Annotated in this window: 12 protein-coding genes; 7 read left to right on the top strand and 5 right to left on the bottom strand. The window is 42.2% G+C overall.

What is annotated here, in order from left to right:
* Positions 1–51 precede the first annotated feature (51 nt).
* Positions 52–705, bottom strand: coding sequence for a GTP cyclohydrolase I FolE (gene folE, locus ASV53_RS16770; RefSeq protein WP_094957930.1), 654 nt, complete (start codon positions 703–705; stop codon positions 52–54).
* 378 nt (positions 706–1,083) lie between these two features.
* Here folE and moeA point away from each other — a divergent pair, with 378 nt between their 5' ends.
* Positions 1,084–2,319, top strand: coding sequence for a molybdopterin molybdotransferase MoeA (moeA, locus tag ASV53_RS16775; RefSeq protein ID WP_094957931.1), 1,236 nt, complete (start codon positions 1,084–1,086; stop codon positions 2,317–2,319).
* Between the two features lie 104 nt (positions 2,320–2,423).
* Positions 2,424–3,170, top strand: a complete 747-nt coding sequence (gene moeB / locus ASV53_RS16780; RefSeq protein WP_094957932.1) for a molybdopterin-synthase adenylyltransferase MoeB — start codon at positions 2,424–2,426, stop codon at positions 3,168–3,170.
* Positions 3,171–3,567: 397 nt separating this feature from the next.
* Here the strand turns inward: moeB and ASV53_RS16785 are convergent, their stop codons facing one another.
* From ASV53_RS16785 to ASV53_RS16795, 3 genes are all read right to left on the bottom strand, one after another.
* Positions 3,568–4,122, bottom strand: coding sequence for an OmpA family protein (locus ASV53_RS16785; RefSeq protein ID WP_062691068.1), 555 nt, complete (start codon positions 4,120–4,122; stop codon positions 3,568–3,570).
* A gap of 344 nt (positions 4,123–4,466) precedes the next feature.
* Positions 4,467–6,083, bottom strand: coding sequence for a peptide ABC transporter substrate-binding protein (locus ASV53_RS16790; protein WP_094957933.1), 1,617 nt, complete (start codon positions 6,081–6,083; stop codon positions 4,467–4,469).
* 348 nt (positions 6,084–6,431) lie between these two features.
* The gene (locus tag ASV53_RS16795) at positions 6,432–7,274 is read right to left on the bottom strand and encodes a CvfB family protein (RefSeq protein ID WP_094957934.1); all 843 of its coding nucleotides are present in this window, start codon (positions 7,272–7,274) and stop codon (positions 6,432–6,434) included.
* Between the two features lie 198 nt (positions 7,275–7,472).
* Here ASV53_RS16795 and ASV53_RS16800 point away from each other — a divergent pair, with 198 nt between their 5' ends.
* The 3 genes from ASV53_RS16800 (at position 7,473) to ASV53_RS16810 (ending at position 11,948) form a co-directional block, all read left to right on the top strand.
* Positions 7,473–8,909, top strand: coding sequence for a hypothetical protein (locus tag ASV53_RS16800; RefSeq protein WP_239928828.1), 1,437 nt, complete (start codon positions 7,473–7,475; stop codon positions 8,907–8,909).
* A 248-nt stretch (positions 8,910–9,157) separates the two neighbouring features.
* Positions 9,158–10,672, top strand: coding sequence for a protein adenylyltransferase SelO (locus tag ASV53_RS16805; protein WP_094957935.1), 1,515 nt, complete (start codon positions 9,158–9,160; stop codon positions 10,670–10,672).
* A gap of 217 nt (positions 10,673–10,889) precedes the next feature.
* A complete protein-coding gene (locus ASV53_RS16810) occupies positions 10,890–11,948 on the top strand; it encodes an acyltransferase (RefSeq protein WP_094957936.1) in 1,059 nt (352 codons plus the stop codon).
* A gap of 175 nt (positions 11,949–12,123) precedes the next feature.
* Here the strand turns inward: ASV53_RS16810 and ASV53_RS16815 are convergent, their stop codons facing one another.
* On the bottom strand, positions 12,124–13,014 hold the full coding sequence (locus ASV53_RS16815; protein WP_094957937.1) for a putative PEP-binding protein: 891 nt from the start codon (positions 13,012–13,014) through the stop codon (positions 12,124–12,126).
* Between the two features lie 294 nt (positions 13,015–13,308).
* Between ASV53_RS16815 and ASV53_RS16820 the strand changes: the two genes are divergently transcribed.
* A complete protein-coding gene (locus tag ASV53_RS16820; protein ID WP_094957938.1) occupies positions 13,309–14,361 on the top strand; it encodes a 3-deoxy-7-phosphoheptulonate synthase in 1,053 nt (350 codons plus the stop codon).
* A gap of 60 nt (positions 14,362–14,421) precedes the next feature.
* Complete coding sequence (locus ASV53_RS16825) at positions 14,422–14,904, top strand: YajQ family cyclic di-GMP-binding protein (RefSeq protein ID WP_062691073.1); 483 nt, start codon at positions 14,422–14,424, stop codon at positions 14,902–14,904.
* Positions 14,905–15,225 lie beyond the last annotated feature (321 nt).

Raw genomic sequence — 15,225 nt, forward strand, 5'->3', positions numbered from 1 at the left:
TTTTATATCTGGATATTTTTTATCTCTAGAGATTGTCGCTATAGCTAGCGATTAACGAATACCGTTGAGAAACTCAGCACGTGTTGCAGGGTTCTTTTTGAAGATACCGCCAAGTGCAGTGGTGGTCGTTTCACTGGTTGCGTCCATCACACCACGTGATTTCACACAGTAATGCGTTGCATCAATCGTTACTGCAACGTCATCACTTTCCAGTAACGTCTGTAAAGCGACTAAGATCTGTTGCGTTAAGCGCTCTTGTACTTGTGGACGCTGTGCGAAGAAACGCACAATGCGGTTAATCTTGGATAAACCAATAATTTTACCACGCGGAATATACGCCACTGTCGCTTTACCATCGATAGTCACGAGGTGGTGCTCACAAGTACTGGTTAAGGTAATGTTTTTAACCCGCACCATTTCATCACACTTCATCTTATTTTCGATGACGGTAATTTTAGGGAAGTTAGCATAATCTAGCCCAGAGAAAACTTCATCGACATACATTTTCGCAATGCGATGCGGAGTTTCCATCAAGCTATCATCGCTTAAATCTAGCGAGAGCAACTCTAAGATCTCACGCATATGGAATTCAATTTTCTCTTTTTTCTCTTCTCGACTAACCTTCTTCTCGGTCATCGGAGTTTCAAGGCCACGTGCCGCTAGGGCGTCGCGCACTAACAGTGCGGATTCACTTAATGCTGTCATTCTTTCCCTCCACTTGGCTCAGGCCTAAATGCGAAATAGCCTAATTTACAATGCCAGTGCTTAAATCTGCCCCGAAGGATACCGCCAAATGAGAAGAATTACACCTCGTAATTAGTAGGTGTTTAGACACTCGCAAACGTTTTCCCTTCAAGAGACTCAATATATAAGCTTAACAAAACAAGAGATTCCACATTTTAGCCATATTTGGTATAGGGCATAGTCAGATTTTTTGTCATAATTAACCCAGAAGGAATCAATAGAGAAATCATTGTTCTATATTGATGTTCTTTTCCTAATAACAAAATAAGCCAAGACTTATCATTTAGTCCCACCGATTTAGCTCTGTGGGTACATCACTAACGACGGACACGACTGATTATGGGATGTTGCGATACTCCGGGCCTAATGCCTATCGAAACTGCGCTTGAAAAAATGCTTGCTCAAGTAACAGCACTTGAAGCAAAAAACACCATTGCCCTACCCGATGCAATGGGCCATGTGATTGCTGAAGATATTCGCTCACCAATTAACGTTCCACCTTTTGCTAACTCAGCAATGGATGGTTACGCTGTTCGTACCGCAGATCTGGCTAATACAGACACCCTAACCCTTGCGGGTAAATCTTTTGCAGGTATCCCTTTCGAGGGTGAGTGGCAAGCAGGCCAATGTATTCGCATCATGACTGGCGCCCAAATGCCAGAAGGTGCTGACGCCGTCATCATGCAAGAAGAAACCGAAGTCGATGGCGACAATATTCGTTTCTTGATAAAGCCACCAGCCAACGACAATGTCCGCCCTATCGGTGACGACGTGCGCTTAAATGATGTGGTAGTTGCTAAAGGCTCTCGCGTCACAGCTCGCGAAATGCCACTGCTTGCCTCTTTGGGCATTGCTACAGTTTCCGTACTTGTTCGCCCTAAAGTGGCTTTCTTCTCGACAGGTGATGAACTTCGTCCATTAGGGGAAACCCTCGCCGCTGGCCAAATCTACGACAGCAACCGCTACGGTATTCGTGCCTTACTTGAGAAGTTTGGCTGTGATGTTTTAGATCTTGGTATTATTCCTGATAGCCCAGAACAACTGCGTGAAGCTTTCCATAAAGCATCAACTGAAGCCGATGTAGTGGTAACATCTGGCGGCGTTAGTGTCGGTGAAGCTGACTACACCAAAGATATTTTAGATGAACAAGGTGAAATTGGTTTCTGGAAAATAGCTATGAAGCCGGGCAAACCTTTTGCATTCGGGACCATCAATAATGCTTGGTTCTGTGGCTTACCGGGTAACCCTGTTTCAGCCATGCTGACCCTGTATCAATTAGTGCAGCCTATGCTGGCTAAACTTGCAGGCCACACGCAATACCAACCGCCACAGCGCCTAACAGCAAAAGCGACAACGTTATTCAAAAAACGCCCTGGCCGTACTGATTTCCAACGTGGTATTTACAGCATTAACGCTAACGGTCAAGTTGAAGTCGCAACAACGGGCAACCAAGGTTCTGGCGCATTTAATTCTATGCACCATGCTAACTGTTTTGTTGTGCTAGAACTTGAACGTGGTCGTGTTCAAGCGGGTGAAGACGTGACGATTGAGCTATTCAATCACACTATGTACTAAGTAATTTGCACTAGGTGTACTTATACCGCTTCACTTTGAATGAGCGTATTTCATCAATGCGCTTTATTCCATGATTTAAAACGTTACGTTTAATAGGATTTACTGTGGTTGAATTAACCGATGCAGAAATGCTTCGCTATAACCGTCAAATTATTCTGCGCCAGTTTGATTTTGAGGGTCAGGAAGCGCTCAAAGCATCATCCATGCTTATTCTTGGTGCTGGTGGTTTAGGTTGCGCCTCTACGCAGTACCTTGCCGCTGCTGGTGTCGGCAAACTCACGCTTATTGACGATGATAAAGTTGAAGTGTCTAACTTACAGCGTCAGGTATTACATAACGATAGCACTGTGGGTCAGCTAAAAGTTGATTCAGCAAAACGCGCCCTCGAAACGATTAATCCCAACTTGCATGTTGAAACCATTGCGAAGCGTCTCGACGATGCTGCTTTGTTAACGCTGATTGAACAACATAGCTTAGTGCTTGATTGTAGTGATAATGTCGATACGCGTAATCAACTTAATCGTTTATGCTTCCAAACCAAAACACCGCTAATTTCTGGCGCGGCGATTCGTATGGAAGGTCAAATCAGTGTGTATACCTACCAAGGCGATCAACCTTGTTATGAGTGCCTAAGTACTTTATTTGGCCAACAAGCATTAACCTGTGTAGAAGCAGGAATCATGTCACCTGTTGTCGGTATTGTCGGTGCTGTTCAAGCGATGGAAGCCATTAAGGTCGTGGCAAACATGGGAACACCACTAACGGGTAAAATTTTGATGCTCGATGCCATGTCGATGAATTGGCGAGAAATGAAATTAGGCAAGCAGCCAAGCTGCCCTGTTTGTAGCTAATCCGTTCATAGCGCATCCATTAATTTTAGCCCCACCAATAAAAACACCGCGAGAAATGACATTTCATCGCGGTGTTTTTTTATATCGTGTTTTCTTCTTTTAATCGTAATCACACACACTGCCTCAATTACGTTATTTACTCTGACTTACTCAAACATTCTATCGGCTGGTGTATCCTCGACTCTACTTACCTATCCGTGAGCCACAATCATTCCCAATGCTAATGATAAAAAGAAAGCAAAACTGACAAAGTAACTCGCCCAAGTCATTGCTGAATTTGCAGACATTTTATTTCCCTATAATAACGACTAAAACAATTAAATTGTCATGGATTTGACTAGTTAAATGTACGTTGATATGAAGTTAGCGGCTACATGTTATAGCCGCATTACATTGACTAAAATTCATCGAGGTTCGGGGTGATTCGAATATCAATGCGGCGGTTTTTCTGGCGGCCAGAGGCTGTATCATTGTCAGCAATTGGGCTCACTTCACCAAAACCGTAAGTATTTACTTGTTCTTTATCAACACCGCGTAATGTTAGGTAATTTGAAACGGATTTCGCGCGTTTATCGGATAATGAACGGTTGTACTCATCACGGCCTAAGCTATCGGTATGCCCACCGATGAATACTTTGGATTTTTCGTTCTTTGCTATCAATGCAGATAAAGCACTCAATACTTTATGACTATCGCTACGAATGTACGCACTGTTGTAATCAAAACTTCGATCGCCATCGAGTAAGATTGTGATCTGATCGCCATTACGGCTAATCACACCATCTTCTCGTTCAATAATCCGTTCAGCTTTAGTGTATAGCTGACTCATATAACGATCTGCAGCTGATTCATTGTAGGTTTCTTGAGCCTGGGATTGACCATCACCATTCGACTGGCATCCCAGCATAACTAAAGATGCTATAGCCAGAGCACCAACCTTCATCCATTTCATTGTTCTTTTTCCTGCTGTGAAATAAGAACAAACAGTAACAAATTGGACTGAAAGCAGCAGTGAAGATAAAAAGTAATATGGATTCACCTCGCAATATTAGTTTCTGTTTTCATGATGAAAAAGCTAAATATTGATATTCGCCTAACAATGCGTTTGTTGCACTTTTCAGTTTTAAATGCCTTTGGAAGTGTGTCACTACGCTTAAGGCGTTGGCATGATTTGAGGAGGGTAATGTTATTAATTCTCCTCTTTTATCCTAAATAGAAAAAGCCGAACATTTCTGCTCGGCTTTCATCTTAATCATATTTGGTTAACTATGGCCTATTTAGCCTTAACCTGTGTATTTACTGTGTGATATACATATCACGGGTAAAGCGTGCATCGCCAGCATTCTCAATTGAATAACCACCGACTGTTGTTTGTTTTAGCACTGAACGTGTATAGAAATACAATGGAATTGCAGGCATCTCTTCTGCAAATACCTGCTCAGCTTTCTGGTAGAACTGGTTACGTTTGTTATCGCTAGGGGCTTTAATCGCACCTGCCATTGCTTTATCGTAATCAATATTACTCCAGCCAGAGTAGTTCATACCGTGACTTTCAAAGTACGACAAGAATGTTGATGCTTCGTTGTAGTCACCTACCCATGCATAACGCGCCAACTCAAAGTCCTTCGCACTCAGTTTCTCTAGGAAAGTTTTCCATTCTTGGTTGGCTAGCTCAACATTAACGCCTAGGTTTTTCTTCCACATTGAAGAAACAACTAACGCCAGTTTTTTATGTGATTCACTGGTGTTGTAAACCAGTTCAAACTCAAGTGGATTACTTGGGCCATAGCCCGCCTCTGCTAGCAGTTCTTTCGCTTTCTTATTACGCTCTTTCTGGCTAATTTCACCCCATGCGAGTTTCGGTGCTTCGAAGCCCGATACTGATGGTGGCGTTACGCCATAAGCAGGAAGCTGGCCTTGACCAAGAATAATGTTAGTCACAACATTACGATCAATTGAGTATGCTAACGCTTTACGCACACGCGCATCATCAAATGGGGCTTTATCCATATTGAACAAGTAGTAGTACGTACCTAGCGAAGGCATGGTTAGCAATTCATTCGGGCGTTCTTGTTTAATCGCTTTATATTGCTCAAGCGGGAATGACGAAGTGATATCAATTTCACCTGTACGGAAGCGATTATATTCAGCGGTCAAATCTTGAATTGGTAAGTAAGTAACTTGATTGATAACCGTTTTATCGTTATTCCAGTAGCGCTCATTTCGCTCTAGAATAATACGCTCATTCAATACCCACTTAGACAGTTTGTAGGCACTGCTAGTCACAATATGTTCAGGCTTAGTCCAGCTATCGCCATACTTTTCAACGACGTCTTTGTAAACTGGGTATGTCGATGGGTGAACCATCATTTTGGTAAAGTATGGAACAGGCTGATCTAAGGTAATTTTCAGTGTGCGAGCATCGACGGCTTCAACACCCAACTCATCAATCGATTTCTCGCCTTTATTGATGGCTTCTGCATTCTTAAAGCGGGCCATGGTTAAATACCACGCATACGGTGCTGCCGTTGCTGGATTTATTGCTCGCTTTAAACTGTACTCAAAATCATTTGCGGTGATTGGCTGACCGTTTGACCACAGTGCATCTTCACGTAGGTGGTAAGTGTAAACCATCCCCGTCTCATCTACTTCCCAGCTTTTAGCCAACGCAGGGATTACGTCGCCATTTAGGCCTTCAGATACAAGCCCTTCAAACATGTCTTGAATAACGCGTGAACTTGCAGTGTCAGACGAAAACGTCGGATCCAGTGTCGGTACTTCATCACCGTTACCACGTACAATTTCTTGTACTTTCGCTAACTTTACGCCAGCAGGTACATCAGCAGCTTGAACATTTGCAGTACAAGCCATCGCTACTGCTATTGCCACTACAGAGCTTTTTAACGCATTCATATTAAGTCCTTTTAAGTTTACGTAATAATTAAATTACCCGTACAGGTACAACACTCATCCATCATGTTATAACCACTTGTTTCTATTAATCATGTGAACAAGCCTAAATACCCATACATGTATAACATAAAAAGCACACTTGACTAGTTTTTAGATCACAAACAAGTGTTATGCATACTTCTTTTTGCATCTAAGTAACATCTCACATACTCACCGTCGACCTTTGCAGTGGATAGCTCTGCGTGAAAATGGGGATTGGAACTGCGGCGGTTTCAACACACAAACTGGCGACACAAAAAAGCGCGCTTACTTTCTCAAGTAAGCGCGCTTTTTAACATCAAGGTCTGATTAATCGTTGTTGGTTAAACGAATACCTTCTCGTTCAATCACGATTAATCCTTTCTTGTACAAGCCACCGATTGTCTTTTTGAACAATGCCTTGCTTGTACGGAATTCTTTGAAAATCTCATCTGGTGATGATTTGTCGCTCAGTGGGATAAAGCCATCTTTTTTACCCAGTGTCGCGATCACTTTGTCAGCTAAGTCATCCACACCGGCTTTACCTGCTTTTTGCAGTGACAGGTTAATTTTGCCATCTTCGCGGATTTCTTTAATGTAAACTTTAAGGCTCTTGCCAATAAACAGTTTACCAAATGCTTCGGTCTTAAATAATAAACCCCAGTGCTCGCCTTCAATAACCGCTTTAAAGCCAAGATCGGTTACTTCTGCAATTGTTACACGCACTTCTTGGCCAACTTGGTAGTTTGCCGGTGATTTATCAAGAAAACGGTTAAACTTGGTTGAACCTACGATACGACCAGACGCTTTATCTGTGTAAATGCGGATCATCACATCTTGGCCCACTTCCAAACGGCGGCGTTGCTCGCTGAATGGAACCAGCAAGTCTTTCATTAGGCCCCAATCCACAAATGCACCAATTTCGCATGTACCTACAACACGTAATAGTGCGAAGTCGCCTACTTTTGCTTTTGGCTGCGTTGTTGTCGCGATAATCTCATCATTAGAGTCAAAGTAGATAAATACTTCGAGCTTATCACCTAATTGAGTGCCCTCAGGGACAGAGGATTTCGGCAGTAGGATATTGCCAAAGTCATCACCACCATCAAGAAAAACGCCAAAATCTACTAATTTGACGACTTCTAATGTGTTGTATTGTCCAATTCTAATCATTCTATGACACTCTCAGGGTAAATAATTTCAATAGTATTGCTGAGCGCATTATACGTGATGTTAAACACTGCTGCCTGACCAATCTGAAATATTTTTGATGAAATTTCATGCTATTGAGTTTTACATCTGTAAAATCAACTGCTAAACGGCACTTAAATCAACTAGAATAAGAAAAACTCCAAGAGGTATATTGTCAGCGTGATCACTGTTGAAAAAAAAGATGGGCATAAACTTAAGATTTCCCATGTTATTCAAGAAACAACTAATCGACAGTTAGATTTCTATATTTTTGTGCCTGGTGAACTTGGCCTCACAGATAAAATCGTGAGTGAAGACGAGTTTTACCACAATGCAATTCATGGAAAACGTACCTACTACAGTGATGTAAACCACCTTCCTCTGGTTCATAGCCGTTTAGCCAGCCGTGGAAAATTATCCACGGAACAATACCGCTTAAGCTTAAGCCTCTATGCTTACCAATATGCCTTGGCGTTAGAAAAAACATCCGAGCAATTATTAGACGACAAGCAAGAACGCACCATTGAAGAAGTAGAGGAAGTCGCACAGCTGACAGTGCGTATCCTAAAGCGTTTACGCCGAAGTATTCCTACAGATAAAAAGCTGCTGAAATACTACGAAAACATCGACAATTATCTCTCTTGGTTTACCGAGCAGCGCTGTCTCGCATTAGTGGCACATTTACCCCGCGGTAATGATTACAATGAAATCCGCGACATGTTGCTTGATGTCTGCAATAAAGAATCCGAGCACCGTAGCAAGCACAATTATAACTCCAATAAAGCGCTGCAAGATCCTACTCGTATGTCGAACAAAATGCGCTTATTACGCCGTTTGATCGAATACCCTGTCACGATGAGTGAAAAAACCATCGAGTTGGGTAACAACACGAAAAAAATCGTGACCGGTTTTGCCGCTGGCTTTGTGATGATTTTTGTCACCATAATGCTAATAAAAGCACGTGGTGTACTGGGCGATATTACCGCCTCTTTCATCGTTGTTCTGTCTTTCATTTATGCTGCACGTGAAGTCTTTAAAGACGATTTAAAACAAGTGCTATGGCGCTTAGTCCGAAAAAATAAACCTAAGTGGCGTAAGCAATTTTTTGATGCCAATAGCGGGCATCTTATCGGCCGTCAGTTGGAATGGCTGGAATACACTCAGTTCAGTAAGCTCGACAGTGAAATACGTAAAGCGCGTAAGCATAAAGTGTCTCAACGCGAAGAAGCCGTACTGCACTATAAAAGCACAACACGAATGTCACCGATCAAGTTCCTGAGTGGTTATGAACAAACACGCGAATCGATCATGCTTGACCTACGTGTCGTTGCGAGTTTAATGGAAAAAGGATCTCAGCGTATTTACCAACTCAAAGACGGCCAAGTCACCAAAGAGTCGGTAGAAAAGCGCCACTTGATCAATTTAATCACCCAAGAAACCGATGAAGATAATACTGTCCGCATCCAACGCTGGAAAGTCATTATGAATCGTTCCAAAGTGGTTGATATTGAAGCAATTGATCTTGCACCAAAGAAAAAGTCCACCGCGGAAAGGACAGACGCAACGATTAAAGATAAAACGGCCAGTGAAAAAGAATCTCAATTACCTATTTTCTGATGCAGAGCACCGCTATTTTCAGTGTATAGCACCAAAAAATAGGCTGAGACAATGCTGAGACAATAAGGGTTATTGTTATTGAACCTAAGATAACCCTACTTTTTGTCCCTTGTTAGCGGCTGAAATATTGCTACCTTATAGCTATTGTTAGTACTTCTCTTCAACAAAACGCCTGCATGCACATAATTCAGCAAGTAAATTGTTTTAGAGAATTCCAGCCTATTTCAGACTGCACAGGATTCGCTGCCATGGCTCGTACACTTGATCAATTGGTTTTTAATAATAGCTTTAGCCAACTTCCGGCCTCTTTTTATACGGCGGTTACCCCTCAGCCTTTAAACGATCCATTTTTAGTCAGCTTTAATCCTCATGTGTGCCAATTACTCGAATTAAATACGAAAGATGTCGCCACAGATCGCTTTGCACAGATATTTACGGGAAACCTGCCCCACCCTAGTTTTACCCCCCTTGCGATGAAATATACCGGGCATCAGTTTGGTCAATACAATCCAGATTTAGGCGATGGCCGTGGCGTGTTACTGGGGGAAGTTGTTACTTCTAGTGGGGCTAAATGGGATTTACATTTAAAAGGTTCAGGGCTTACTCCCTATTCGCGTCAGGGCGACGGACGCGCAGTATTACGTTCAAGTATTAGAGAGTACCTTGCTAGCGCGGCAATGGCAGGGCTTGGCATTAAAACCACCCATGCTCTAGCAATATTGAGTAGTACAACGCCGGTTTACCGTGAAAAAGTAGAGCAAGGTGCGACCTTGATAAGGGTTGCTGAAAGCCACATCCGCTTTGGCCATTTTGAGTATCTTTTTTATACTCAAAAACACGGTGATTTAAAGCTATTAGCTGATTATGTCATTGAACACCACTTCCCTGATTTACAAACACACCCAGCTCCTTATGCTGCGATGTATCAAAATATCATTGAGTTGACCGCGACATTGATTGCCGACTGGCAAAGTGTTGGCTTCGCTCATGGTGTCATGAACACCGATAATATGTCGATTCTCGGGCTAACGTTTGACTATGGCCCTTATGGTTTTTTAGATGACTATAACCCCAACTATATTTGTAACCATTCAGATTATTCGGGTCGTTACGCCTTTAACCAGCAGCCGAGTATTGCCTTATGGAATTTAGCGGCGCTTGGTTATGCCCTTTCTCCACTGATTGAATCTGATGCGGCCAACGCTATTTTAGATACCTTTGAACCCCAGCTACAAACCGCCTATAGCAAGAACATGCGTGCTAAATTAGGGCTGATAACGTACAACGACCAAGATGGATATTTATTTAAAAACTTATTTAACTGCTTAACCGCGCTGCAGCTAGATTACACGCTATTCTTTAGAACATTGTCAGCAATATCGGTGACAGATATTGCCTCAAACACCACCGCTCTATTAGCTGCCTCTTCGACCAACAAGTATCATAGCAATGAAAATCAGGCTCAATTAGCCACTTGGCTTACTCAATACCAGCAACGGGTAATCCAAGAGCTAGATGAAACAAATATAAGCAGTAGTGATGCAGAGCGACTAACCAAGATGTTAGCGACGAACCCCAAGTTTATCTTGCGTAATTACTTAGCACAGCTCGCGATTCAAGAAGCAGAACAAGGCGACTATTCTCGTATTGAATCACTCATGGAGGTACTGACATCCCCCTTTGATGAGCACCAAAACTATCAGGCAATGGCTCAGCTTCCACCCGAATGGGGGAAAACCTTAACGATAAGTTGTAGCTCTTAATCGACGAGTCGAATTAATCGCCCCCACGGAACGCAGCATAATATGACCTTACTAACATTATGCTGCTGTGCGAAAAATCGACTTCACTCACAACTCGACACATCTTCTTCGTTATCTCGTCATTTCAATCACTTTTGCGTTTTATAAAACTAGTAATTTAAAGCGGATTCAGGATACTGACAGCCCTACTTTAATTCAGTTTTAATTGCATTACTTCATGAAAACGATAAGCCAACCGACTGTTTCAACCAAGATAATGAGTTTAGAATGGGGGCGAATAATTGCGCTCATCGCGATTATTACTATTCATGCAAAACCCTTTTCAACAACCCCGCTTTTTAATGGCGAACCTTGGCTCTCATTAGTATTAAACCAAGCGGGCCGCTTTGCAGTCCCCCTCTTCTTTTTATTAGCGGGTTATTTCATTGCGCCTAAACTCATCAGCGCCCCGTTACAGACACTCAAACGTTATAGCTTACCTCTTTTAAAAGTGTGGTTTTTTTGGAGTATTATTTACCTACTTGCACCTTACAACTTAACACTCCTGCTTGAACAAGGTTATCTTGCTGAGCGTGAGGGTTATTGGCAATTTTTATTGAGCACGCCTTTAAACACCCTTTTTGAAGGTGGACTAGTTCACCTTTGGTATGTTCCAGCATTAATTTGTGCAACAGCAATAATTGCCGTCTTAAATCAGTATCAAAAAGTAGCACTGTTATTACCAATAGCTATCATCTTATACATGTACGGCTTAGCTGCTGGTAGTTACCAGCCGATCTTCGGACTAGAAGCCCCAATCTTCACTCGTAATGGTCCATTTTTTAGCTGCTTACTGGTCGCAATCGGCTTTGAAATACGTCGTGTAAATTGGCGCTGTAAGTTTAATATTGCAATGCTGATGGCTGTACTTGGTATGGCTATGCACTTCACTGAAGCGCGTTATTTATTACATTATGATATGCCATTTAATACCCATGACTTTTTAATTGGCACACCTATTTGGGCGGTGGGATTATTTATGATGTTATTAAAAAAACCCAATTTCGGTGGAAAAAGGACTGTAATTAGAAATTCAATTTTGCATACAAGTAAAGATGTACTTGGCGTTTACCTTATCCACTTACTGATTATTATTTATGTATTCAACATTGCGACTATGCTAAGCATTGAAAGTATTTGGTTAGATATTATGATTGTGCCGCTTGTGTTCTTTCTATCTTTACTTATTACCCGTGGTATTGAGAGAACACCTTTACGTCATCTATTATTGCGTTAATACCAATTAGGGTAAGTCAGGGCTCAGGCTCTTGCGCAGATAACAATCCGTTCCTTAGCTGAATTGGCATAACAAGGCTGATCCAACATAGCTTACTGTGACGAATAACAAGAAGAAAAAAAGCGACCAAGGTTACCTTGGTCGCTTCAATGTCGTTTTAATATTAACGTTTACGCTACGCTTTTGCTTTGATGACGGTTGCTATGTCTTGCTCGTGTAGCCAACGAACCAACTTTGGTGAATCATCAAGATGGCGACTAATTAATTCACATGGCTTACCCGCTTTTTTAGCGGCTTTCAAAGCTTGACGCAGTAACGTCAGTACCGCTTCGTTTTGCTCATCGTACAAATACGTTAACGCTTCATGTTCTGGATCTAATGCCAAGGTGAATTGCGCCAACACATCAATATCCACCACCATGCCATCAAAATACTGCAAAAACGTTTCGGCTAATAGAGCATTAGCAGGCAGCTCGGCCAGGATATGCACTTTTAGCCCTTGGGCACCACGGCATAAGCCCTGCTCTGCCAGTAAATCAATAATGGTTGCCGCCTCGCTGAACGTGCGTACAAACGGGATCACCAACTCTATGTTCTGGCATTCTTTCCCTAAACGAGCGCGCTTTATCGCCTCACAATCCAGTGCGAAGCTTTTTCTATGGGCATTATTTGCATAGCGAGACACACCACGTAAGCCCATTGCAGGGTTAGTTTCTGCTGGTTCTAATTCGCAACCTACACGATTAAGGCGTGATGATGATTCGACACCAGAAAGTGCTACCCGTAATGGCTGACCATTTTGATGTTTAGCAGCTTGTACCAATATATTCGTCAGCTCAGTGACGTAATATTCCGCAGGAGGAAGATCACCGCACGCTGCAACGATCGATACTTGGTCTTCTTGCGTCAGAGACGATGTTAAAGCATAAGCATACGGATGAAATAAATAATGTTGCTTTACAATATCATCCAGTGAGAACAAGCCTATGGTATCAGATTGATCGAGTTGACTGGCTTGAGTAAACACTACCGAGGTAGCAATAACAGACTGAGCAGGGTTAGTCATAAGGCTCTAATTTCACTCCTATCTTCCATGACGAAAACAAAATAAACACATTGGCAACATGCCGCATAAGGCTTCTTTTATCAAGAAATATTGAAAGGTTTTATTTACCTTATCTATTCTATAGTGAGATAGCTAAATAACGTTTAGTTAGCAATGCGTTGTCGATTCGTAACAAACCGATGCATTTTTATGGAAAAACCTATGACATATCACATGTTTGGTTTATTCCTGTTGGCTTTTGGGCTATCTTAACGCGTCGTTAATTTAAGAGATACCAAGGTAGGCGCACGTATTATGCCAATGAAAACCGATGAACTCCGCACCGTTAGCTTAGGAGCTATGCCCGCTCCTGCTGAAGTTGAAGCGGCCTACCCAATTACGGATGATATTGCTGAGCACGTTGCTCAATGTCGTCGACAAGTTGAAGATATCCTCACAGGTAAAGATTCTCGCCTTTTGGTTATTGTTGGTCCATGTTCGGTGCATGATACCGAGGCTGCAATGGACTATGCTCAACGCCTGGCAGATCTTCAAGACCAATATAAAGACGAACTTTGTATTGTGATGCGTACGTACTTTGAAAAACCACGTACTGTTGTAGGTTGGAAAGGCTTAGTCTCTGATCCCCATTTAGATGGCAGCCTTGATTTAGTCACTGGCCTCTATAAAGCCCGTAAACTGCTTGTTGATATCAATAAGCTTGGCCTTGCAACGGCAACAGAATTCCTTGATATGATCACTGGCCAATATTTGGCAGATCTTATCTCTTGGGGTGCCATTGGTGCACGAACCACAGAATCTCAAATCCACCGTGAAATGGCTTCTGCCCTTTCTTGCCCTGTCGGTTTTAAGAACGGCACTGACGGCAACATCAAAATTGCGGTTGATGCAATTCGCGCAACGCGTGAGTCTCATATTTTCTGTTCGCCAGCAAAAGATGGTCAAATGACTATCTACCGCACTTCAGGCAATCCACACGGCCATATTATTCTACGCGGTGGTAACGAGCCGAACTATAAAGCTTCTGATATCGCACAATCATGTCAAACGCTTGAAAGCTTCGAGTTACCGCCACGATTAGTGGTTGATTTCAGCCATGGCAATTGCCAGAAACAACACCGCCTCCAACTCAATGTCGCCGAAGACATTTGTACACAAATTCGTAATGGCAGCACATCTATCGCTGGTATTATGGCGGAAAGTTTTATTGTTGAAGGTAACCAAGCGGTTAACTCTTGCAAACTAGATGAGCTCACATACGGTCAGTCGATTACTGATCCATGCATCAGTTGGGAAGACACAACAACAATGCTTGATATGCTTGCAGATGCAGTAAAACATAAGTAAAAGTATTAAAATTAAGGGCGAGTCCCTTTTAGTTAACTAAATAAGATTAGGATTATACACATGCCATCTTTTGATATTATTTCTGAAGTTGATCTAGTAGAAGTAAGAAATGCTGTCGATAACTCAGCGCGCGAAGTTGAAACTCGTTTTGATTTCCGTGGTGTAGACGCAAGTATCAAACTAGAAAAAGAGGCGGTTAAAATCACCACTGAATCTGACTTCCAACTTAGCCAGTTGGTCAGCATTCTACGTAGTAACCTTGCCAAGCGTTATGTTGATGCACAGTCAATGGATCAGCAAGCAACAACGCGTACTGGTAAATCGTTCTCTTGTGTTGTTGAATTCAAGCAAGGTGTTGATCAAACTATCTCGAAGAAAGTAGTTAAGTTGATCAAAGATGCCAAACTAAAAGTTCAAGCATCTATCCAAGGCGATAAAGTACGTGTTACTGGTAAAAAACGCGATGATCTTCAGGCAGCAATGGCAGCCATTCGAGCTGAAGAGCTAGGCCAACCACTACAGTTTGATAATTTCCGCGACTAAAAGCTGAAATAGATTCATACGTTAAAAACGCGCAGGCCTAAAAGCCTGCGCGTTTTTTTATTCGGCAAAGCAAGCTTCCAAAAAATACATTCCATTGCTAAAAGAATAAGCAGCCACTGGATAATTTTAACGATTAGCCATTTTAATCTGCATTAAAGTTGTCATATCCCCCTATTCATTACCACAATTTATCATTTGCAACCTGCCTGTTTTTTGGTCAATTCAACGAGATTGATCCAAGTTACACCTCGGTGAAAACTGAGTAACCTAAGCGTATCAATATCGATTTCAGTGCACTTTAAATAAAAAACACATTTCATA

The organism is Photobacterium sanguinicancri (assembly GCF_002265265.1).
GTDB lineage: Bacteria > Pseudomonadota > Gammaproteobacteria > Enterobacterales > Vibrionaceae > Photobacterium > Photobacterium sanguinicancri.

What these genes read in the sequence shown, in the direction of transcription:
- ASV53_RS16795 (WP_094957934.1), bottom strand. Translation starts at nt 7,274, where the DNA reads ATGATTAGAATTGGACAATACAACACATTAGAAGTCGTCAAATTAGTA.
- ASV53_RS16805 (WP_094957935.1), top strand. Translation starts at nt 9,158, where the DNA reads ATGGCTCGTACACTTGATCAATTGGTTTTTAATAATAGCTTTAGCCAA.
- moeA (WP_094957931.1), top strand. Translation starts at nt 1,084, where the DNA reads ATGGGATGTTGCGATACTCCGGGCCTAATGCCTATCGAAACTGCGCTT.
- ASV53_RS16810 (WP_094957936.1), top strand. Translation starts at nt 10,890, where the DNA reads ATGAAAACGATAAGCCAACCGACTGTTTCAACCAAGATAATGAGTTTA.
- ASV53_RS16790 (WP_094957933.1), bottom strand. Translation starts at nt 6,083, where the DNA reads ATGAATGCGTTAAAAAGCTCTGTAGTGGCAATAGCAGTAGCGATGGCT.
- folE (WP_094957930.1), bottom strand. Translation starts at nt 705, where the DNA reads ATGACAGCATTAAGTGAATCCGCACTGTTAGTGCGCGACGCCCTAGCG.
- ASV53_RS16820 (WP_094957938.1), top strand. Translation starts at nt 13,309, where the DNA reads ATGCCAATGAAAACCGATGAACTCCGCACCGTTAGCTTAGGAGCTATG.
- ASV53_RS16825 (WP_062691073.1), top strand. Translation starts at nt 14,422, where the DNA reads ATGCCATCTTTTGATATTATTTCTGAAGTTGATCTAGTAGAAGTAAGA.
- ASV53_RS16815 (WP_094957937.1), bottom strand. Translation starts at nt 13,014, where the DNA reads ATGACTAACCCTGCTCAGTCTGTTATTGCTACCTCGGTAGTGTTTACT.
- ASV53_RS16785 (WP_062691068.1), bottom strand. Translation starts at nt 4,122, where the DNA reads ATGAAATGGATGAAGGTTGGTGCTCTGGCTATAGCATCTTTAGTTATG.